This window comes from Kribbella sp. NPDC048928 (genome assembly GCF_043197975.1).
Lineage (GTDB): Bacteria > Actinomycetota > Actinomycetes > Propionibacteriales > Kribbellaceae > Kribbella.
Genome location: NZ_JBICUC010000009.1, coordinates 126,926 through 146,507, shown reverse-complemented (window position 1 = coordinate 146,507; position 19,582 = coordinate 126,926). Strand labels below are relative to the sequence as shown.

Sequence of the window (19,582 nt, the reverse complement as noted above, 5' to 3'; positions counted from 1 at the left end):
TCAGGTTCACGCGGGCACCACGATAGGTTCGGCGATCACGTCGTCGATCAACCGGGTGCACCATTGCAGCAACTCCTGGTCGCGGAGCGGCTGACCGCCGACCGGCCTGGTGGCAGGTCTCGGCACCAGAATGGTATGCAGTTGCGGCTTCACCAGACTCTTCGGGTACAGCCTGTTCAGCCGCAGCACCTTCGAATCGGGCAGCTCGACCGGCCCGAACCGGATCAGGTTCCCCTGCAGAGTGACGTCGTGCAGCCCCGCCCGGCGGGCGTGATTGCGGAACTTCGCCACCTCGATCAGGTTCAGCACGGCCTGCGGGATGTCGCCGTACCGGTCGTGCAGCTCCTCGACCAGCTCGGCGATGCCCTCGTCGTCGCGTACGGCCGCGAGCCGCTGGTACATCTCCAGGCGCAGCCGCTGCGACGGGATGTAGTCGTGCGGCAGGTGCGCGTCGATCGGCAGCTCGATCTTGACCTCGGGCTCCTCGGCCTGGGTGTCGCCGCGGTACTCCGCGACCGCCTCGCCGACCAGCCGGACGTACAGATCGAAGCCGACGTCCGCGATGTGCCCGGACTGCTCGCCGCCGAGCAGGTTGCCGGCGCCGCGGATCTCCAGGTCCTTCATCGCGACCGCCATGCCGCCGCCCAGATCGGCGTGCTGCGCGATCGTGGCCAGCCGGTCGTGCGCGGTCTCGGTGAGCGGCTTCTCCGGCGGGTAGAAGAAGTATGCGTACGCGCGCTCGCGACCACGGCCCACGCGGCCGCGGAGCTGGTGCAGCTGGGACAGACCGAGCAGGTCGGAACGCTCGATGATCATCGTGTTCGCGTTCGAGATGTCGATCCCGGACTCGACGATCGTCGTACACACGATCACGTCGGACTGCTTCTCCCAGAAGCCCTGGATGACCTGCTCCAGGGTGTGCTCGTTCATCTGGCCGTGCGCGACCGCCACCCGCGCCTCGGGCACCAGCTGGCGGATCCGCGCGGCGGCCTTCTCGATCGTGTTCACCCGGTTGTGCACGACGAAGACCTGGCCCTCGCGGAGCAGCTCGCGCCGGATCGCGGCGGTCACCTGGTGCTCGTCGTACGCGCCGACGAACGTCAGTACCGGGTGCCGCTCCTCCGGCGGGGTGGCGATCGTGGACATCTCGCGGATCCCGGTGATCGACATCTCCAGCGTCCGCGGGATCGGTGTCGCGGACATCGTCAGTACGTCGACGGCCGTCCGCAGCCGCTTCAGCTGCTCCTTGTGCTCGACGCCGAACCGCTGCTCCTCGTCGACGATCACCAGGCCGAGGTCCTTGAACGCGACCTCGCCGCTGAACAGCCGGTGCGTCCCGATCACCACGTCGATCGAGCCGTCGGCCAGGCCGTCGATGGTGGCCTTGGCCTCCTTGTCGGTCTGGAACCGCGACAGCGGCGCGACGGTCACCGGGAACGCGGCGTACCGCTCGGCGAAGGTCGCGTAGTGCTGCTGTACGAGCAGCGTCGTCGGCACCAGTACGGCGACCTGCTTGCCGTCCTGCACCGCCTTGAACGCGGCCCGGACGGCGATCTCGGTCTTGCCGTACCCGACGTCACCGCAGACGATCCGGTCCATCGGCATGACGCGTTCCATGTCGTGCTTGACGTCGTCGATGGTGGAGAGCTGGTCGGGCGTCTCGACGAACGGGAACGCGTCCTCCAGCTCGCGCTGCCACGGGGTGTCCTTGGCGAACGCGTGACCCTTCGTCGCCTGCCGCGCCGCGTACAGCTTGATCAGCTCGCCGGCGATCTGCCGGACCGCCCTGCGGGCGCGGCCCTTGCGCTTGGCCCAGTCGCCGCCGCCCATCTTGTCCAGGCTCGGCTGCTCGCCGCCGACGTACCGCGTGACCTGGTCGAGCTGGTCGGTCGGAACGTACAACCGGTCGCCCGGCTGGCCGCGCTTGCTCGGCGCGAACTCGATGACCACATACTCCCGGGTGGCCTTCTGCGTGCCGGTGCCGACGGTGCGCTGCATCATCTCGACGTACCGGCCGACGCCGTGCTGCTCGTGCACGACGTGGTCGCCGGGCTGCAGCTCGAGCGGGTCGATCGTCTTCTTCCGCCGCGACGGCATCCGTTGCTGGGAACGACGTTCGGCCGCCGAGCGCTGGCCGGCCAGGTCGTTCTCGGTGAGCACCGCAAACTTGATGCCTTCGGCAATGAACCCGTGGTCGAGCTGACCCTGCGAGATCAGTACGACACCGGGCTCGGGGATCTCCTCGATGCCCTCGACCGCCCGTGCCGGCAACTCCGCCTCGGAGAACACCTCGGCCAGCCGCTGCGCCGGCCCGTGTCCTTCGGTGACGCAGACGACCCGCCAGCCGTCCCGCAGCCAGCCGCGGATGTCCTCGGTCGCGGCGCCGGTCTCCCCGCGGTACGGGTCGACCTCGTGGACGTCGAGGATCTTGCTGGTCACCGCGCCGGCCTCGGTGTCGATGTCGAACGCGATCCGCTCGCCCATCGAGTCCCGCAGCTCGCGGGGGTCGTCGGCCGGCGCCGCCGCGAACGGCGACAGGCTCCACCACGCGAGACCCTTGCCCAGGGCATGCGACCGGACGTCGCCGAGCGACATGTACGCCGCCGCGCCGAGGTCGATCGGAGCCTCGCCGCCACCGGCGGCCGCGGCCCAGGACGCCTCCAGGAACTCCTGACTGGTCGCCACCAGGTCGTGCGCCCGCGCACGGACCCGCTCCGGGTCGCTGACGACGACGTGCGCGCCGGCCGGCATCAGGTCGACCAGCAGCTCCATCTCGTCGACCAGGACCGGCGCCAGCGACTCCATGCCCTCGACCGCGTGGCCTTCGGCGAGCTTGTCGAACAGCTCGGCCAGCTCGGGGTGTTCCTTGGCCAGTACGGCGGCCCGCGCGCGCACCTCGTCGGTCAGCAGCAACTCGCGGCAGGGCGGCGCCCACAGACCGTGCTGGGCGATCTCCAGGGACCGCTGGTCGGCGACCGCGAAGTACCGGACCTCCTCGACGTCGTCGCCGAAGAAGTCCACCCGCAGCGGGTGCTCCTCGGTCGGCGGGAAGACGTCGATGATGCCGCCCCGGACCGCGAACTCACCACGGCGCTCGACCAGGTCGACCCGGTGGTACGCCGCGGCGGCGAGCCGCTCGACGACGTCCTCGAGCTCGACGGTGTCGCCGACGTGCAGCTGCACCGGCTTCAGGTCCGCGAGTCCCGCGACCTGCGGCTGCAGCACCGAACGCACGGGCGCGACCAGGATCCGGATCGGCCCGGTGGTCTCGTCGGACGGATCCGGATGCACGAGCCGACGCAGTACGGCCAGCCGGCGCCCGACCGTGTCCGAGCGCGGCGACAGGCGCTCGTGCGGAAGCGTCTCCCAGGCCGGGTAGTACGCGACGGTGCCGGGCTCCTCGACGAGGCACTGCAGGGACTCGGTGAGCTCCTCGGCCTCGCGGAAGGTGGCGGTGACGGCGAGCACCGGACGGCCGGCGCCGTTCTGAGCCGCGGCGAGCGCGGCGAGCAGGACCGGGCGCACCGGCGTCGGCGCGCTCAGGTCGAGGGTCGTGACACTCTCACCGCGGGCGTCACGAACGGCCTCGGACACCACCGGATCGGTGATCAGGGTGTCGACCAGACCGCTCAGTTTCACGAGTTGTACCGCCCTTGGGTTGCCTCTAGGCCGTCGGTGAGCAGGAACTCGACGGCGTCCGCGGTCCGGTCGACGGCGAACGGAAGGTCCTTGCGTTCGGTCGAGGAGAACTCGTTGAGGACGAAGTCGGCGGGCGCCTGCCGGCCCGGTGGACGACCCACACCGAACCGGACTCGATAGTACTCACCGCTGCCAAGCGATTTCCGGACCGATTTCAGCCCGTTGTGGCCGTTGTCCCCGCCGCCGAACTTGCAGCGCAGGACACCGAAGTCGATGTCCAGCTCGTCGTGCACGACGACCAGGTGGGCCGGATCCAGCTTGAAGAACTTCAGCAGCCCGGACACCGGGCCGCCGGACTCGTTCATGTACGCCCGGGGCTTGGCGAGCACCGTCCGCAGGCCGCTGATCCGGGTCTCGATCACCTCGGCCTTGACCTGCTTGCTCTGCTTCCACTTCCCGCCGGTCCGGGCCGCCAGCTCGTCGGCGACCAGGTGCCCGATGTTGTGCCGGGTGCGGGCATACGAAGGGCCGGGATTCCCCAGTCCGACGACCAACCACACGTCGTCCGCCACGGATCCCGGCCCTCCCGAAGATGTCTGGTGCTGCGGGAGCAGACTACTCGGCCGCTGCGGCCACCGGCTCCGCGGCCGCCGACTCGTCGCGCTCGATGCCGGCCTCGGCCTCGGCATCGGCCAGCTCGCCCTCGACCTGCTCGGCGGTCGGCTGCGCGGTGACGTTCACGATCAGGGTGTCCGGCTCGATGGCCAGCGTGGACCCGGTCGGCAGCGCCAGGTCGGACGCGTGGATCTGCGCACCGATCTCGAGGCCCTCGATGGAGACCGTGATGCTCTCCGGGATGTGGGTCGCCTCGGCCTCGACCAGGACGGAGGCGTGCTCGGTGACGACCAGCGCGTCGGAGACGGCCTCGCCCTCGAGGTGCACGGCAACCTCGACCTGGACCTTCTCGCCGCGGCGGACGATGACCAGGTCGACGTGCTCGATGAAGCCCTTGATCGGGTCGCGCTGGACCTGCTTCGGCAGCGCGAGGTGGGACTCGCCGCCCTCGACCTCGATCATCAGCAGGGCGTTGGCGGTCTTCAGGGCCAGCATGGTGTCGTGCCCGGGCAGCGAGATGTGCACCGGGTCACTGCCGTGGCCGTACAGGACTGCGGGCACCTTGTTGTCCCGGCGGATTCGGCGGGCAGCACCCTTGCCGAACTCAGTGCGCGCTTCGGCTTGGATCTTGACCTCGGCCACGAGATGACACTCCTCTAAAGCGTTGCGGTGATCTGTTGTCTGGATGGAACTAGGCTGCAGCCTCAGCGGGCGCCTGCTGACCCCGGAGAAGGCGTCAGGCAACGAACCACCGCGTCGATCACGGAGCCGCGCCCTGCACATCTCGGGGGGCGTCCCTCGCCGAGGCAACCAAAACAGTCTACCCACGAGCGTGCCCAGACGGGAAATCCGGGATCTTGGGTACGTTGCCAGGGTGTTTGCCGCCTACGTCCTCCTCAGTCTGCTGTTCCCGGTCGCCCTGATCGCCGGTGTCGTCGCGCTGATCGTGGTCACCGGCCGCCGCCGGCGCGATCTGCTGCTGCAGCGCGCGGCGCAGGTGCAGTCGATCGGCTGGTATCCGGTCCCGCCGAACCCGTGGCTGGCGCACGTCGCCGCGAACACGTTCCGGGAGGGAACACCTGGCGAGGCGTACGCCGGCGTGTACAACGGTCGCGGTCTGTGCGTCCTCGACTACACGTACGTCACCAGCAACGGCAAGTCCAGCCAGACGCACCACGTCAACCTGGTCGCGCTGACGCTGCCGGTGGCGTTGCCGCCGATCACGGTGGGGCGTGAGAACAGCCTGGGGTGGATGTTCCGCGGCAGCGATCTCGAGCTCGAGAACGAGCAGTTCAACGAGCAGTTCCGGGTCGAGTGCCTGGACGACCGGTACGGCTCGGCGGTGATGCACCCGCGGATGATGGAGTGCCAGCTGCGCAACCCGGGGCTGCAGTGGCAGATCGCCGGCAACGCGTTCGTCTCGTGGACCCGCGACAGCTTCGCCGTACCGGACGTCCTCGCCCGGCTGGAGGCGATGAGCCACCTGGTCGACCTGCTGCCGCCGTTCGTGCTCCGCGACTACGGAGGTCCGGTCTACTCCTGAGCTGTCCCCGAGCTCAGGTGAGTCTGGTCCAGACCTGACGCAGCGCGCGGGCCGCATCGCCTTCGAGACCGGCGTTGTCGAGCGTCTCGGCGAGCTCGTCGAACTCCGGACCCCAGCGCCAGGCGACCGAGCGGAGCTGTTCGGGCAGGCCGGGGTCCTTAAGGGAGCCTCCGTCGGCGCGGGTCTGCTGGGCGACCAGCGCCTCGGTGACACCGTGCTTCTCGGCCAGCTGGAACGCGAGAACGGCAAGCGCCGCCTTGCCCTTGTTGTAGAGCGCGTACGACGACTTGGCCGCACTGGCTGCCCCTGGCTCGGAGCCGACCACCATCGGCGTGACCGCCGTACCGGCCCACCACCCGGCGACCTGGTCGGCCGCCGTCCCGGACAGCATCAGGTGCGTCGGGCTCGGCCCGCCGGTCGGTGGCGGACCGACGACCCCGGCATCGACGAACGTCGCATCCGGTACGGCGGATTGCGCCTCCCGCAGCGACATCGGCGAGAGCGGATTCGCCTCGACGTATACACCCTTGAAGCCGGCCCGGCCGACCTGCTTGGCGATGTCCACGGCCCCTTGCGGCGCACACGAACACAGGACGCCGTCCGCCTGGGCGACGGCGTCCGCGAACGGCGTACCGATCAGGCCCGCCTCGTCGGCGCGGGCCTTGGAGGACTCACTGCGGCCGTCCGGCACCCAATGCACCTCGTGCCCGGCCGCAACCAGTTGCGCGGCGAGCTTGGAGCCCATCGCCCCCGGATGGAAGACCGCGATCCGCATCGGCCCGGCTCTCAGGCGCGGCCGTCGAAGAGGCTGGTTACCGAGCCGTCCTCGAAGACCTCGCGGATCGCCCGGCTGATCAGCGGCGCGATCGACAGCTCGGTGAGCTTGTCGAAGCGGCGCTCCTCGGCGATCGGCAGCGTGTTCGTGACGATCACCTCGCTGGCCTGGCAATTCTTCAGCCGGTCGACGGCGGGGCCGGACAGGATCGCGTGGGTGGCCGCGATCACGACGCCCGCGGCGCCCTCGGCGTACAGCGCGTCGGCGGCCTTGGTGATCGTGCCGGCGGTGTCGATCATGTCGTCGACCAGGATGCAGACCCGGCCCTTGACCTCACCGACGACGCGGTTCGCGACCGTCTCGTTCGGGCGGTCGATGTCGCGGGTCTTGTGGATGAACGCCAGCGGCGCATTGTCCAGCCGCGCCGACCACTGCTCGGCGACCTTGATCCGGCCGGCGTCCGGCGAGACCACGGCCAGCTGCTCGTCGCCGTACTTGTTCCGGACGTACTCGCTGAGGATCGGCATCGCCATCAGGTGGTCCACCGGGCCGTCGAAGAAGCCCTGGATCTGCGAGGTGTGCAGGTCCACGCAGATCAGCCGGTTGGCGCCCGCGGTCTTGAACAGGTCGGCCATCAGCCGGGCCGAGATCGGCTCCCGGCCGCGGTGCTTCTTGTCCTGCCGCGCGTACCCGTAGAACGGGAGCACCACCGTGATCCGCTTGGCCGACGCCCGCTTCAGCGCGTCGACCATGATCAGCTGCTCCATGATCCACTCGTTGATCGGCGAGGTGTGGCTCTGGATCACGAACGCGTCGCTGCCCCGCACCGACTCCTCGAACCGGACGTAGATCTCGCCGTTGGCGAAGTCGTACGCCTGGGTCGGGACCAAGCCCGATCCCAGCTCCTCGGACACCTGCTCGGCGAGGCCGGGATGCGCCCGGCCGGAGAAAACCATCAGGTTCTTCTCGGTGGTTCGTTTCATCCCGCTCATCGCCCGCGCCTCCCGTTGTGCTGTCTGCTGCTCAGGCCTGCTGCTCGTCCGGCCGGTCCGCCGGGCCGGCCGCGTCCGGGTCGGCCGGCTGGTCGGCCAGTGCGGCCTCGGCCGCCGCAGCGGTCTTGGTGCCGGGCCGCTTGCGGGCGACCCAGCCCTTGATGTTGCGCTGCCGGCCGCGCGCGACCGCGATCTCGCCCGGGCCGACGTCCTCGGTGAGCGCCGTACCGGCCGCCAGGTAGGCACCGTCCGCGATCGTCCGCGGCGCGACCAGTACCGAGTTGCTGCCGATGAAGGAGTACTTGCCGACGTGCGTCGGGTGCTTCGCGACGCCGTCGTAGTTGGCGAAGATCGTGCCGGCGCCGATGTTCGCGCCCTCGCCGATCGTCGCGTCGCCGGCGTACGTCAGGTGCGGGACCTTGGCGCCGTCGCCGATGGTGGAATTCTTGGTCTCGACGAACGTGCCGATCTTGCCCTTCACGCCGAGCTTGGTGCCGGGACGCAGGTACGCGAACGGGCCGACGCTCGCCCCGTCGCCGATCACCGCGAGTGAGCCGTGGGTCCGGATGATCGTCGCGTTCTCGCCGATCTCGACGTCGGTAAGCGTGGTGTCCGGGCCGATCGCCGTACCGCTGCCGACCGAGGTGGCGCCGTGCAGCTGGGTGTTCGGCAGCAGGGTGACGTCGCGGGCGAGGTCGACGGTCTGGTCCACCCAGGTGGTGCTCGGGTCGACGATCGTGACACCGGCGCGCATGTGCTTGGTGAGCGTCCGGCGGTTCAGCTCGGCACGGAGCGTGGCCAGCTGCACCCGGTCGTTGACGCCCTCGGTCTGCATCGCGTCGTCGGTGACGTGCGTACCGACCCGCTTGCCGTCGGTCCGGGCGATGCCGAGGACGTCGGTCAGGTACAGCTCACCCTGCGCGTTGTCCGTGGTCAACCTGCTCAAACCGTCACGTAGCGTAGCCGCATCGAAGACGTAGATGCCGGCGTTGATCTCGTCGATCGCCCGCTGCTCCGCCGTCGCGTCCTTGTGCTCGACGATCGCCGCGACGGTGCCGTCCGGGGCGAGCACGATCCGGCCGTAGCCGGTCGGGTCCGGCACCCGTGCGGTCAGCACGGTGACCGCGTTGCCGTCCTTGTCGTGCGCCGCGACCAGCTCGTGCAGCGTCTCCGCCTCCAGCAGCGGGACGTCACCCGACGTGACGATCACCGAGCCGTCGAACGTCTCCGGTACGGCAGCCAGCCCGGCGCGCACGGCGTCGCCGGTCCCGAGCTGCTGCTCCTGGACGGCCGTCCGGGCGTCGGCGTCGACGTTCTTCAGGTGCTCCTCGACGAGCTCGCGGCCGTTGCCGACCACGACCACGAGGTGCTCGGGACTGAGCGACCGGGCGGTCAGCACGGCATGCCCGACGAGACTGCGCCCGCCGATCTCGTGCAACACCTTCGGGGTCGCCGATTTCATCCGGGTTCCCAGACCGGCGGCCATGATGACGACCGCCGCGGGGCGATGGGAAGTCACGCGGTCTTCTCCTCGAGTTCCCTGCGAGTTCTTTCGACAAGTATCAGCATGGGCACCCGATGCAGTGCCCGCGCAAGCCTACTTGCTCCGAAGAACCCCCGTTGACCGCCCCGGACGAGAGCGATCTCACGCCCGAAGGACCAGCTTGCCGCGGCTCGTTCCGGCGGCGAGGCCGTCGAGCGCAACGCCTGCGTCCGGCAGCGGCAGGACCTCGGTGACGTCGATCCGGACCTGCTTCGCCGCGACGAGGTCCAGCGCCGCCCGGGCGAACCGGGTGACCAACTCCGGCGCGCGCCGGGCCAGGTCGCCGATGTTGAATCCGCCCACCAGCTGGTTGCTCTTCCACAGCGGACGCACGGCCAGGGTCAGATCGGGGTGGTTCCCCGCGTCGCCGAACGCAGCCAGCCGCCCGAACACGGCCAGGACGCCGAGGCTGTCGGCGCGGGTGCTGCCGCCGACCGAGTCCAGCACCAGGTCCACTCCGCGGCCGCCCGTCAGCTCGCGGACCTGCTCGGCGAAGCCGTCACGCACCACCACTTCGTCGTACCCGAACTCCTTCGCGTACGCCACCTTGTCCGCGGAGCCGACGGTACCGATGACCTGCCCCGCCCCGAGCGCCTTGGCGAGCTGAACCGCCGCCGTGCCGACCCCTCCGGCGGCCGCATGAATGAGCACCGTGTCCCCCGCCGCCAGGCGCCCGGCGCCCACCAGCAGTCCGTACGCCGTGGTGAGCACGGTGGGGGCACCTGCCGCGACCACCGGGTCGAGGTCCCCGACCGGGTAGGTGAACGCCGCCGGCGCGACGACATACTCCGCGTAGCCGCCGAACGCCGGCAGGTACGCCGTCACCTGGTCGCCGATGCCGAATCCCCGGACGCCCGGACCGACGGCCGCCACCGCCCCGGCCGCCTCGAGGCCCGGCACGTCACCGGTCGGCTCCGGCGCGCCGAAGTCGCCGCGCCGGTGCTGGACCTCCGCGAAATTCACCCCGGCGTGCGAGACCCGGATGAGTACCTCGCCCTCCCCCGGTTCCGGACACGGAAGATCCAGCTCGACGATGTCGCCGTTGATCTCCTTGAACCCAAATGCACGCATCGGGTCAATATTTCACGGCAGTAGGCCGTCAGCGGGTGAAGGCGGCGAGGGCTGTGAAGGGGGCGGTGGTCGACGCGGCGGACATGCCGACGGTCCAGAGGCGGTCCTTGGCGGCGGTGACGGCGGTGAGGGTGCCGGTAGCGGCCTTCGGGGCGGGAGCGGCGACGAACTTCCCGCCGCTCAACTGGAGGACGTACGGCTTCGCGACCGTGTTGGCGCCCTCGAAGCGCTCGCCGACCGCGACAGGACGGTTGTTGCGGAGCGCGACGTCGTACAACTGGGCCATGCCCGTCGGCGCCGGGACCTGCGTCCACTTGGTGCCGTTGAAGTGCATCGCGAGCGGTTTGATCCCGGACATGTACTGGACGCCGACCAGCCAGATGTTCTTCGGGCCGGCGGCCGCGATACCGGTCGGGATCATCGACCCGTCGGTCGGCAGGTCCTTCACCACCGTCCAGCGCTTCCCGTCGAAGTGCGCGAGGCCGGCGTTCAGGCCGAGCCAGGCGTTCTTCGCGGACAGTACCGACAGCACGTTGCCGTTGATCGAGGTATCGAGCCCGGTGTTCAGCGCCTGCCACTTACCCGCGGCGTACCGGTAGACGACCGCGCGCTCCTTGCCGCCGACGTTCGCCCAGCCGGTCACCCACGCGGACGCGTCCGGGGCGACCACGACGTCGTCGAACGATCCGGTCGGCACGGCGGGCGGCTTCACGACCTGCCACTTGGTGCCGTTCCAGTGCAGGGCGAGGGGCTTCGGCTGGTCCGGGTTCGTACGGTCCTCGCCGACGGCCCAGACGTTCTTCGCGGTGCCGACCGCGACGCTTTCCAGTACTGCGTTGGTCTGCACAGGTTGCGCGGTCGCCTTCCACGCCTTCCCGTCCCAGCGCATCGCGAGCGGTCGCTGGTCGACGAACTCGTCCTTCTGGTCGCCACCCACGGCCCAGGTCCCGCCCGCGCCGGTCGCCACGTCGTTGAATGTGGCCGGTTGGCGATGGGTCGCGGTCGTTGTCCACTGCAACGATTTCTGCGCGGTGGTTCCCTGCGGCTCGCCCGCAGTCGCGGGTCCGGCTGCGAGCGCGGTGGCGAGCATTCCGGTCGTTGCGGCGAGCAGGCCTGTCTTCAGTGTCATTTTCGGTCGCACTGGGATCCCCTCCGAGTCAGCGTTCCTTGTATCCCTCCCGACGCGGTGACCATCCTCCTGCGTTACACCCGGATTTCTGCCAGCCTGGAGACCATGGCACTCACCCTCGGAGCAATCATCCTGAACGTCCCCGAGACCGGCCCCGCCGCGGAGTTCTGGCAGCAGGCCCTCGGCTTCACCGCCGCCGGCAATCCCGACTTCCTGGTTCCGCCCGCGGCCGCACGCCCGACAAGGCTCCATCTCGACACGACCGACCGCACGCACCTCGACCTCTGGGTCGAAGACTCGACGCAGGAGGCCGAGGTGGAGCGCCTGATCGCGCTCGGCGCCGAACGCGTCGACTGGACCTACCCGCCGGACGCCGACTTCGTCGTGCTGAAGGCGCCCGACGGCACAGTCTTCTGCGTCATCAGCTGAGCAGCGCGCTGACCTCAGGCGTGTTGAAGAAGCGGGCCGTCAGCGGTACGTGACTGTCGCGGCCGTACGGGTCGTCCTCGTGCGCGTTGGCGATGATCAACGAGTACGCGCACCGGTACACGAGCAGTCGTACGTCGTCGTACCCGAGCCGCTCCACGAACGCTGCGTCGTACGCCGCCTCGATCTCGCGCGACCTCGGCGACCACAGGTCGATGACGCTCGCGGTCGCGGCAGCTTCGAACATCGGGTCGCCGGCCATCGTGAGCAGCCCGAAATCGAGCAGCGTCACGGGATTCAGCTCGTCGTCGACCAGGATGTTGCCGGCCGTGACGTCCCCGTGGACGAAGCGGGACTCGGGTTCTGCGAGGTCGGACAGTAGCTTCAGCAAGGCGTCGACCTTGGGCCCGAAGTCGTCGACGACCGGCTCGAGTTGATCCCCGAAGCGCGCGATCCGCCGTTGAACCAGCCCGGTCAGCGCGTCGATCCAGGACCGCTCGTCCGGCCGGAACGGCACGGTTTCGTCGAGTACTGACGTACGGCGAAGAACCTCGGGCGGCTCCAGCTGAGCCAGCGCCTCGACCACGTCGACGACGCAGTCCCGCGTACGTTCCCATCCTGGCTCGCCGTACGGCACCGCGACCGTGTGCAGCGGAACGCCCGGCAGCTCCTCCTCGACCGTCACCCAGTACTGCCCCGGCCTGCGCAGGTCCAGGATCCGCGGCGTCCGGTACGGCAGCTGTCCATCGATCGCGCCGTACAACTCCGCCAGCGTCCTGAGCTCCGGCTCCTCCGCATGAAACCAAACCTTGGCAACCGTGCCGTCCCCAACCCGATAAACCGCCCCCTGCATCCCAACCGCCAACGGCTCCCCGGGAAGCCCCCCAAGCTGCTCCCGCAAAAACCCATCCGACAAAGTCATGCCCGCGACCCTAGTTCGCGGGCCCGTCGGGTGCTGTGGATTTTCTGTCGGTGGGGCCTGACATCGTTCCTGCATGGGTGAATCGCTGGTGGAGGTTGGGGGTGTGACGCTGTTCGTGCGGGAGCTCGGGCGGCGGGGCGAGCGGCCTTCGCTGGTGGTGATGCACGGTGGGCCGGATGTGGGTCACGGCTATCTGGTGCCCGGGTTCGAGCCGTTGGCGGCGGACCATCACGTGGTGCTGTTCGACTTCCGTGGTTGCGGGCGGAGTTCGCGCGGGCTGCCGGACGACGATCTGCAGCCGGAGTACGTCGTCCGCGACACGGCCCGGCTGATCGAGCGGCTCGGGCTCGGGGTCGTCGACCTGGTGGGGTTCTCGACCGGCGGGCGCGCCGCGATGCAGTTCGTGGACCAGTATCCCGAGCACGTACGCCGGTTGGTGCTCGCATCCACGTCGGCGTACTCGTCGTCGGACGCCGCGCCGTACCTGGCCGACTGGCCCGAGTACCAGCGCCGGCAACGCATCGAGGACGAGGCCAACGGTGCGCTGCGGAACTCCACGGTCTTCGTGTGGGACCTCGAGCGCGCACCGGCGTACCTGCAACTGCTCGAATCGCTCGGCACCGACCTCGGCGACTGGTCCTTCGAACGCGCGATGAACGGCCTCATGCATCCGTGGTGCACCCGCGACCCGGAGCAGATCCTCCGCGAGTTCGCGAAGCCGATCCTCATCCTGCACGGCGAGCAGGACATGGGCTTCCCCGTCCAACTCGCCCGCCGCCTCCACGACTCGGTCCCCAGCCAGTTGCAGGTAATCCCGGAGACCGCGCACATGTGCCACTTCGAACAACCCGGCCTCTGGTCCACCCACATCCGCAACTTCCTGTCGGGCTGAATTCGGATGCGGGATCGACTGTGCGACCGCTAACCTCGGTGGTCGAGTGTCAGAGCGTCGAGGAGGTGGTTGTCATGCGCAGATCATGCGCGGTGCCGCCTCGAAAACTCCGGCGGCTCTGACTCTCCCCCGGGGCTCACCGCATCCGACCTCATGCGAGGGAGTCCCGCAATGCATTCTCTGAACGCCGTTCACGCGTACTTCGCCGACTATCCCGGTCGTTACTGGATCGCCGGCGGGTGGGCGCTCGACCTGTTCGCGGATCGGGTCCGCCGACCGCACACCGACGTCGACGTACTCGTCCTGGCCCGCGACCTCGATCTGGTCGCCGCCACCTTCACCGATCCGCGGCCGCTGGTCGAGAACCCGAACACCGGCGACCTTCGGCCGTGGGAACCAGGCGAGCGCCTGACCCCCGGCCCCGACGTACTCGCATTCCCCGACGACCTGTTCCCGTCCCCGGTCCGCCTCATCCTCGCGGCCTCCGACGGCGACGACTGGGTTTACCACCGCGGTCGCGGAACCCTCCGCAAACCGCTCGACGACATCACGCTCACGCGCGACGGCATCCCGTACCTGGCGCCCGAGATCGTGCTGCTGTTCAAGTCCCGCAGCGACCGGCCGAAGGACACCACGGACTTCACCGACGTCGCGGACCTGCTCACCCCACCGCATCGCACCTGGCTCCACGACCACATCGCGCCCCGCTACCCCGACCACCACTGGCTCCCTACCCTGACTAGCTGAGTCCGCGGCGGCGTCCGGGCGTGGGATCGCCCGGACGCCACGTAGGCTCTGTTGCTGTGCTGGGGACGCGGCTCGACCTGGAACGGATTCGTGCGGCTCGACAGGTCATCGATCCGGTGTTCCTGGACAGTCCGCTGTATCGCTGCGAGGCCCTCGACCCGGTGCTCGGTTGCGCGATCAGCATCAAACTCGAGACCGCCAACCCCGTACGCAGCTTCAAAGGCCGCGGTACCGAGGTCGTCGCCGATCAGCTCTCCCGCGGTACGTCACACGCGGTGGTGTGCGCCAGCGCCGGCAACCTCGGCCAGGCGCTCGCGTGGTCCGGCAGGCACCGCGACCTCGCCGTCACGGTCGTTGCCTCCCGGTACGCGACCCCTGCGAAACTCGACCGCATCCGCGCCCTCGGAGCCACCCTCGAACTCGTCGATGGCGACCACGAACTCGCCCGCGACCGCGCAGCAGCCATCGCCCAGCACAACGGCATCCGCCTCCTCGAAGACAGCCTCGACCTCGAAACCTGCGAAGGCGCCGCCACCATCGCCCTCGAACTCGTCGATTCCTTCCGCCCGTACGCGCCGCACGAGTCGCGGGCCGTCCTCCCACCGCAAGCCCACCTTTCGGGCAGGTCGGGCGGCGACGGTGGAACAGGATCGGGGCAGCCGGTTGTGTTGATTGCTTTGGGCGGGGGTGCGATGGCGACCGGGATCGGGTACGTGCTGAAGACGCTCGCGCCGTACGTCGAGGTGATCTGCGTACAGCCGCACGGAGCGCCCGCGATGACGCGCTCCTGGCACCAGCGCCGCGTCATCACCACCGACTCGACCGACACGATCGCCGACGGAGTCGCCGGCCGGCGCCCGATCCCCGAGGTCCTCGACGACCTGCTGATCGTCGCCGACGACGCCGTACTCGTCCAGGAGTCCTCGATCATCACCGGCCTGCGCCTGCTCCTCGACCACGCCGGCCTCGTCGTCGAACCCTCGGCCGCACTCGGCATCGCCGCGATCCTCGAAGACCCCGCCCGGTTCGCCGGACGCCCGGTGACCACGATCATCTGCGGCAGCAACGTCGACTCCGACAAGTACCGGAGCTGGATCTGATGGCACGCCAAACGGTCAAGCTCCTACTGCTAGACGAGCACGACCATCTGCTCCTCATCCACTCCCGCGACCCCAGCACCGGCAACGACTGCTGGTACCCGGTCGGCGGCGGCATCGAGCCCGGCGAATCCCTCCAGGACGCGGCCGCCCGCGAGGCGTACGAGGAGACCGGCCTCCGCGACCTCCCCACCGGCATACACGTCTGGTGGCGCGACCACACCTACGAGTACGACAACCAACGCTACGACGTACACGAAGACTGGCTCCTCCACCACATCCCCCATTTCACCCCAGCCCCCGCCCAACTAACCCCCTACGAAACCCGCACCATCCAGTCCTTCCACTGGTGGACCCCCCAATCCCTGACCACCACCCAATCCACCATCTACCCACCCAACCTCGGCCCCCTACTCACCACCCTCCTGTCGAACACCACCCCCAAAAGCCCCTTCAACATCACCAGCCACTCATAGCTGCCGGAGACCGTCGACGTGTCTGATCAGCCTGTTCGTACTCGCCCAGCTCGCCTCGATGACGGTGCTCAGGTCGACGCGGTCAGGTCGTGGATGGCCTGGGGTACCGGCTCAGCCAGAAATCGCGGAGTGTCGACGCGATCGGAGTCGACTCCTGGTCGATCGGTGACCATTTGAAGATGGCGGAGCCACCTTCGCGCGCAACGCAGTACGGGGCTCCGCTGCCGTCGTCCCCGAACCCGAGCAGTGTCCGCCGCACCTCGGTCTCCCAGCCGATCCAGTCCAGAGCGTTCCGCTCCACCAGATCCCCCAGCGGCCAGATAGCGAACCATTGGCCATGCAGGTCGTAGATGCCGTCGGACACGTCGTACAGCTGGCGCAGCTGGGCAGGCAGCTTGACGCCGAGTTCACGCTCGACGGAATCGAGCCCTGCCGCTCCGGCAGGCGGTTGCAATCGCAGGCGATCGTCAGCCTGGAGCAACTCCCACCACGCTGAGGCGCACACGCGGTCAGCCTCCCACACCGTCTAGCTGCCCGGTACGTGAGCAGGTGCGCCAGCAGCGTCCCACCGATCACCACGGCCTCACCCAGCACCCCAGCCACTCAACCCGCCGACCCACCCGCTCCCCAATCTCACTCAGCACGAGCAATCGGCCCGCCGTCGACGAACGCCCGATCGGCCAACGCCACGACGTACCGGAAGCCCCACGTACCAACAGGAAGCTCCAATGCCCCGTCCACGCCCGCCGGCACCGACCGACGACCGAGGATCGCGCCGCCGTTCGTGCCGATCATCTTGATGTGCCCGAAGCCCCAGGCGAGGAGCGGCCTGTCGCCGACAGCGGCCGGCGACGGCAGATCGTCGCCGCTCCAATCCAACAGACCCGCGACGAACGTACGACCGTTGACGGCACGCTGCGGAACGTCCTGCCCCGTGGGAATCGCAACCACAACACCGCATGCAAAGCGCCCGTCCCGCAGCGGAACACCCCAGAAGTGTCCAGGCAACAGGTACGCACTGGACTTGGGCACGAACGGATAAGCCGGACGCCGCACAACCATGACGCGATTATGTACCCGCCGATTCCGACCTTCGATCGATGTCCCCGATCGACTGACGCGACACTCGTCCGCCAGACGGGCTGCGGCCGTCGGGAAGGTGGATCGCGGTGGATGTGGACGGTGCGCGTCGGCGGCTATTCCGGGGCGATCACGTACTGATCGATGTCGAGGGTCGCCCCCAGTCGTACCAACCTGCGCAGTGTCTCGGCCGAGAAGGCCAGGGCCGGCGTTGAGAGGTCGACACCGATCTCGTTGTCCGAGTCGGTCCGGACCACGCCGTACATGGAAATGACGAGGCCAATCTCCACGGTGAGTCCCCAGCGACGGATCGCCTCCGCGAGTTGCTCGGCGACCGGCTCGAAGACGTCGAGCACCTCGAGTACGAGCGCTTCGCTGTCCCGCTCGACGCGCTCGCGACCTTCCCACCACCACACAGTCGCGCGATGGATGCGGCCGGAACGGAGAGCGTCACCCTGTCGCCAGACCTTGGTCGGGGAGACATCAAGGAGACTCGTCAAGGAGTCCGGATCAAAATCCTCGCTCGTGTTCATACCGCGGATGCGCAGCTCGGCCAGTTGCTCAACGCGAGGTCTCCGGATCACAGCGCCCATGTTGCAGGCCCAGCACCTCGATGGCGAATATCTTCGCGATATCTGGAGTCCCGCGTGCCTGAATTGGGACCGCGGCGTCCAGTGGCTCGAACGCATCCCGGACCTCGAAGACAAACGTCCCACACGCTTGTCAGCAAGCCCGGCGGCGGACAGTGCGTCTCCAAACGCGTCGTTAGCGCGGTGGGCCTTGGAAGACTGGGAGGAGGTAGGGGTCCCAGATTGCGTACTGGAGTAGGAGGAGAAGGAGCCAGGTCGCGGCTGGGGTGGCGGCGCGGAACCACCACGGGCGACGGTTGACCAGGAATGCCATCACGATCATGACCAGGCCGGCGACCACGCCCGGTGCGGTCAACGCGACAGCTTGCGGGCGCAGGGGCCAGCACGAGGTGTAGGCGCAGGGGGTGTCCGGTCCGCCGAAGGTGTACGGGTGGCTGAGGAAGTATCCGAGCAGCGTCCCACCGATCACGACCAGACCGCCGAACAACTGCACAACCGCCGCCCCAGCGCCACCGCGAGCCTGCACCCACGGTGTACGACCCTGCAGCGGTCGGGCACCGCTCTGGTCGGAACCACGACGTCGAGGCAGGCCGGCCGCGGCGACCAACGTCAACGAAAGCCAGACGACGATCGCCGCCCAGGTCAGGTCCAGCGCTTTCCTCGGATCCGACCCACCCCGCGGATCAACGACCATCAGGTACGTGTTCAGGCCCGCACTCGCCCAGCCGAACGCAACCAATCCGATCGTCGCAGCAACCAGTACGCACGCCTGCGCCGCCAGGAATCCTGCACGCCGCTCACCGTTCACGTGGCATCTTCAGGTCCACGAAACATCCCCCGCCCAGCCCCGAGCCGATTGCGGAAGATCCTTCCGCAGCCCGCTCGCCACGAGCAAGCAATCTGCAACAACCTGCAATCGCCCACGGCACGGCGAACCGTAAGAATGGGTCCTGTGTCAGATCAGCCGATTCGCATTCGTCCCGCTCGTCTCGACGACGGCGCACAGGTTTGGCCGCTCGCCCGCGCGTTCGCCACCTCGTTCACACCCGAACGTGCAGCGTTCGACGCCACATGGTCGCAACTGGTCGACGTACCGGGAACTCTCCTGCTCGTCGCCGAGACCGCTACCAGCGCGATCGTCGGGTATCTGCTCGGCAACAGTCACCTGACGTTCCTGGCGAACGGGCGGGTCGCCTGGGTCGAGGAGGTCATGGTCGACGAGAACCTCCGTGGCTCCGGCGTCGGCCGCCTGCTGATGGATCACGCCGAACAATGGGCCCGCTCCGAGAACGCCGCCTACGTGGCGCTCGCGAGCCGCCGGGCAGGCGCGTTCTACCAAGCTCTCACCTACGAAGACTCCGCAACCTTCTTCAAGAAGACCCTCACCTGACCCTCAGGTACGTACCTCGTCATCGCGGCGGGCCTTGGAGGATGGGGAGCAGGTACGGGTCCCAGATCGCGTTCTGCAGCACCAGCAGAACCACCCAGAGCGCGGCCGGTACGACGGCCCGGGTCAGCCACGAACAGCGGTCCACCAGGAGGGCCATCACGACCGACGCGGCCCCGGCGGCGAGCCCTGGCACGGTCAGCCCGACCGCTTGCGGCCGCTGCGGCCAGCACGAGGCGTAGGTGCAGGGAATGTCCGGTCCGCCGAAGCCGTACGGGTGCGAGACGACGTACGCCAGAAGGGTCCCGCCGATCACCACCAGCCCACCGATCAGCTGCACAGCCGCCGCACCACCGCCACCCCGAGCCCGCCGAAGCCCACCACCTGCGCTCCGGCGTGGTAGTCCGGTCGAGGCGACCAAGGTCAGGAGCAGCCAGGCGACGATCGCCAGCCAGGTGAGGTCGACAGGCTTCCCGGAGTCCGCACCACCTCGCGGGTCGACGGTGGTCAGGTAGTAGTTCAGCCCCGCTGCGGCCCAGCCGAACGCGAGCAGTCCCACCGCCGCGACCGCCAACTCCAACGCCTGCACGGCCAGGAACCAGCCGCGGACGCGCACACGATCGTCCGCGTCCCGTCCGTCTCCAACGGCCAACGTCCC

At 68.9% G+C, this 19,582-nt stretch carries 21 protein-coding genes; 7 read left to right on the top strand and 14 right to left on the bottom strand.

Annotated features, from left to right (window positions below; all coding sequences use genetic code 11):
- Positions 1 to 6: 6 nt before the first annotated feature.
- The 3 genes from mfd to ACGFI6_RS33610 are packed head-to-tail and all read right to left on the bottom strand — an operon-like array spanning position 7 to position 4,896.
- On the bottom strand, positions 7 to 3,639 hold the full coding sequence (gene mfd, locus ACGFI6_RS33620) for a transcription-repair coupling factor (RefSeq protein WP_393125825.1): 3,633 nt from the start codon (positions 3,637 to 3,639) through the stop codon (positions 7 to 9).
- The gene (gene pth / locus ACGFI6_RS33615) at positions 3,636 to 4,211 is read right to left on the bottom strand and encodes an aminoacyl-tRNA hydrolase (RefSeq protein ID WP_393125823.1); all 576 of its coding nucleotides are present in this window, start codon (positions 4,209 to 4,211) and stop codon (positions 3,636 to 3,638) included. Before pth ends, mfd begins: the two co-directional genes overlap by 4 nt.
- Before the next feature lie 43 nt (positions 4,212 to 4,254).
- Positions 4,255 to 4,896: a 50S ribosomal protein L25/general stress protein Ctc gene (locus tag ACGFI6_RS33610; RefSeq protein ID WP_393125821.1), complete on the bottom strand. Its 642-nt coding sequence runs from the start codon at positions 4,894 to 4,896 to the stop codon at positions 4,255 to 4,257.
- Positions 4,897 to 5,128: 232 nt separating this feature from the next.
- Here ACGFI6_RS33610 and ACGFI6_RS33605 point away from each other — a divergent pair, with 232 nt between their 5' ends.
- Positions 5,129 to 5,797, top strand: coding sequence for a hypothetical protein (locus ACGFI6_RS33605; protein ID WP_393125819.1), 669 nt, complete (start codon positions 5,129 to 5,131; stop codon positions 5,795 to 5,797).
- 13 nt (positions 5,798 to 5,810) lie between these two features.
- On the opposite strand, the gene ACGFI6_RS33600 is transcribed toward ACGFI6_RS33605, so the two are convergent.
- The 5 genes from ACGFI6_RS33600 to ACGFI6_RS33580 form a co-directional block, all read right to left on the bottom strand.
- The gene (locus ACGFI6_RS33600) at positions 5,811 to 6,572 is read right to left on the bottom strand and encodes an NAD(P)-binding domain-containing protein (RefSeq protein WP_393125817.1); all 762 of its coding nucleotides are present in this window, start codon (positions 6,570 to 6,572) and stop codon (positions 5,811 to 5,813) included.
- Positions 6,573 to 6,583: 11 nt separating this feature from the next.
- Entirely contained in the window at positions 6,584 to 7,564 is a 981-nt protein-coding gene (locus ACGFI6_RS33595) for a ribose-phosphate diphosphokinase (RefSeq protein WP_393125815.1), read from the bottom strand.
- 31 nt (positions 7,565 to 7,595) lie between these two features.
- Entirely contained in the window at positions 7,596 to 9,083 is a 1,488-nt protein-coding gene (gene glmU, locus ACGFI6_RS33590) for a bifunctional UDP-N-acetylglucosamine diphosphorylase/glucosamine-1-phosphate N-acetyltransferase GlmU (protein WP_393125813.1), read from the bottom strand.
- Positions 9,084 to 9,209: 126 nt separating this feature from the next.
- Complete coding sequence (locus tag ACGFI6_RS33585) at positions 9,210 to 10,178, bottom strand: zinc-binding alcohol dehydrogenase family protein (RefSeq protein WP_393125811.1); 969 nt, start codon at positions 10,176 to 10,178, stop codon at positions 9,210 to 9,212.
- 28 nt (positions 10,179 to 10,206) lie between these two features.
- Positions 10,207 to 11,307, bottom strand: coding sequence for a hypothetical protein (locus ACGFI6_RS33580; RefSeq protein WP_393125809.1), 1,101 nt, complete (start codon positions 11,305 to 11,307; stop codon positions 10,207 to 10,209).
- A gap of 105 nt (positions 11,308 to 11,412) precedes the next feature.
- On the opposite strand from ACGFI6_RS33580, the gene ACGFI6_RS33575 reads away from it, so the two are divergent.
- On the top strand, positions 11,413 to 11,736 hold the full coding sequence (locus tag ACGFI6_RS33575) for a VOC family protein (protein WP_393125807.1): 324 nt from the start codon (positions 11,413 to 11,415) through the stop codon (positions 11,734 to 11,736).
- On the opposite strand, the gene ACGFI6_RS33570 is transcribed toward ACGFI6_RS33575, so the two are convergent.
- On the bottom strand, positions 11,729 to 12,655 hold the full coding sequence (locus tag ACGFI6_RS33570; RefSeq protein ID WP_393125805.1) for a phosphotransferase family protein: 927 nt from the start codon (positions 12,653 to 12,655) through the stop codon (positions 11,729 to 11,731). The genes ACGFI6_RS33575 and ACGFI6_RS33570 overlap by 8 nt on opposite strands.
- Positions 12,656 to 12,728: 73 nt before the next feature.
- Between ACGFI6_RS33570 and ACGFI6_RS33565 the strand changes: the two genes are divergently transcribed.
- The 4 genes from ACGFI6_RS33565 to ACGFI6_RS33550 all read left to right on the top strand — a co-directional run bounded on the left by ACGFI6_RS33565 (position 12,729) and on the right by ACGFI6_RS33550 (position 15,867).
- The gene (locus ACGFI6_RS33565) at positions 12,729 to 13,547 is read left to right on the top strand and encodes an alpha/beta fold hydrolase (RefSeq protein WP_393125803.1); all 819 of its coding nucleotides are present in this window, start codon (positions 12,729 to 12,731) and stop codon (positions 13,545 to 13,547) included.
- A 171-nt stretch (positions 13,548 to 13,718) separates the two neighbouring features.
- The gene (locus ACGFI6_RS33560; RefSeq protein ID WP_393125801.1) at positions 13,719 to 14,294 is read left to right on the top strand and encodes a nucleotidyltransferase domain-containing protein; all 576 of its coding nucleotides are present in this window, start codon (positions 13,719 to 13,721) and stop codon (positions 14,292 to 14,294) included.
- 56 nt (positions 14,295 to 14,350) lie between these two features.
- Positions 14,351 to 15,394 (top strand): threonine/serine dehydratase, encoded by a 1,044-nt coding sequence (locus ACGFI6_RS33555; RefSeq protein WP_393125799.1) that lies wholly within the window; start codon positions 14,351 to 14,353, stop codon positions 15,392 to 15,394.
- Positions 15,394 to 15,867 (top strand): NUDIX hydrolase, encoded by a 474-nt coding sequence (locus ACGFI6_RS33550; protein WP_393125797.1) that lies wholly within the window; start codon positions 15,394 to 15,396, stop codon positions 15,865 to 15,867. Before ACGFI6_RS33555 ends, ACGFI6_RS33550 begins: the two co-directional genes overlap by 1 nt.
- Positions 15,868 to 15,949: 82 nt before the next feature.
- On the opposite strand, the gene ACGFI6_RS33545 is transcribed toward ACGFI6_RS33550, so the two are convergent.
- The 4 genes from ACGFI6_RS33545 to ACGFI6_RS33530 form a co-directional block, all read right to left on the bottom strand.
- Positions 15,950 to 16,372: an SMI1/KNR4 family protein gene (locus tag ACGFI6_RS33545; RefSeq protein ID WP_393125795.1), complete on the bottom strand. Its 423-nt coding sequence runs from the start codon at positions 16,370 to 16,372 to the stop codon at positions 15,950 to 15,952.
- Positions 16,373 to 16,500: 128 nt separating this feature from the next.
- Positions 16,501 to 16,929, bottom strand: a complete 429-nt coding sequence (locus ACGFI6_RS33540) for a hypothetical protein (RefSeq protein WP_393125793.1) — start codon at positions 16,927 to 16,929, stop codon at positions 16,501 to 16,503.
- 134 nt (positions 16,930 to 17,063) lie between these two features.
- Positions 17,064 to 17,531 (bottom strand): DUF4279 domain-containing protein, encoded by a 468-nt coding sequence (locus tag ACGFI6_RS33535; RefSeq protein WP_393125791.1) that lies wholly within the window; start codon positions 17,529 to 17,531, stop codon positions 17,064 to 17,066.
- Between the two features lie 181 nt (positions 17,532 to 17,712).
- Positions 17,713 to 18,345 (bottom strand): hypothetical protein, encoded by a 633-nt coding sequence (locus ACGFI6_RS33530; protein WP_393125789.1) that lies wholly within the window; start codon positions 18,343 to 18,345, stop codon positions 17,713 to 17,715.
- Between the two features lie 144 nt (positions 18,346 to 18,489).
- Between ACGFI6_RS33530 and ACGFI6_RS33525 the strand changes: the two genes are divergently transcribed.
- The gene (locus ACGFI6_RS33525) at positions 18,490 to 18,927 is read left to right on the top strand and encodes a GNAT family N-acetyltransferase (protein WP_393125787.1); all 438 of its coding nucleotides are present in this window, start codon (positions 18,490 to 18,492) and stop codon (positions 18,925 to 18,927) included.
- 19 nt (positions 18,928 to 18,946) lie between these two features.
- Here the strand turns inward: ACGFI6_RS33525 and ACGFI6_RS33520 are convergent, their stop codons facing one another.
- A complete protein-coding gene (locus tag ACGFI6_RS33520; RefSeq protein ID WP_393125785.1) occupies positions 18,947 to 19,576 on the bottom strand; it encodes a hypothetical protein in 630 nt (209 codons plus the stop codon).
- Positions 19,577 to 19,582: the final 6 nt, after the last annotated feature.

What these genes read in the sequence shown, in the direction of transcription:
- ACGFI6_RS33595 (WP_393125815.1), bottom strand. Translation starts at nt 7,564, where the DNA reads ATGAGCGGGATGAAACGAACCACCGAGAAGAACCTGATGGTTTTCTCC.
- ACGFI6_RS33585 (WP_393125811.1), bottom strand. Translation starts at nt 10,178, where the DNA reads ATGCGTGCATTTGGGTTCAAGGAGATCAACGGCGACATCGTCGAGCTG.
- ACGFI6_RS33575 (WP_393125807.1), top strand. Translation starts at nt 11,413, where the DNA reads ATGGCACTCACCCTCGGAGCAATCATCCTGAACGTCCCCGAGACCGGC.
- ACGFI6_RS33550 (WP_393125797.1), top strand. Translation starts at nt 15,394, where the DNA reads ATGGCACGCCAAACGGTCAAGCTCCTACTGCTAGACGAGCACGACCAT.
- ACGFI6_RS33560 (WP_393125801.1), top strand. Translation starts at nt 13,719, where the DNA reads ATGCATTCTCTGAACGCCGTTCACGCGTACTTCGCCGACTATCCCGGT.
- ACGFI6_RS33580 (WP_393125809.1), bottom strand. Translation starts at nt 11,307, where the DNA reads ATGACACTGAAGACAGGCCTGCTCGCCGCAACGACCGGAATGCTCGCC.
- ACGFI6_RS33540 (WP_393125793.1), bottom strand. Translation starts at nt 16,929, where the DNA reads ATGGTTGTGCGGCGTCCGGCTTATCCGTTCGTGCCCAAGTCCAGTGCG.
- ACGFI6_RS33600 (WP_393125817.1), bottom strand. Translation starts at nt 6,572, where the DNA reads ATGCGGATCGCGGTCTTCCATCCGGGGGCGATGGGCTCCAAGCTCGCC.
- ACGFI6_RS33565 (WP_393125803.1), top strand. Translation starts at nt 12,729, where the DNA reads ATGGGTGAATCGCTGGTGGAGGTTGGGGGTGTGACGCTGTTCGTGCGG.
- ACGFI6_RS33570 (WP_393125805.1), bottom strand. Translation starts at nt 12,655, where the DNA reads ATGACTTTGTCGGATGGGTTTTTGCGGGAGCAGCTTGGGGGGCTTCCC.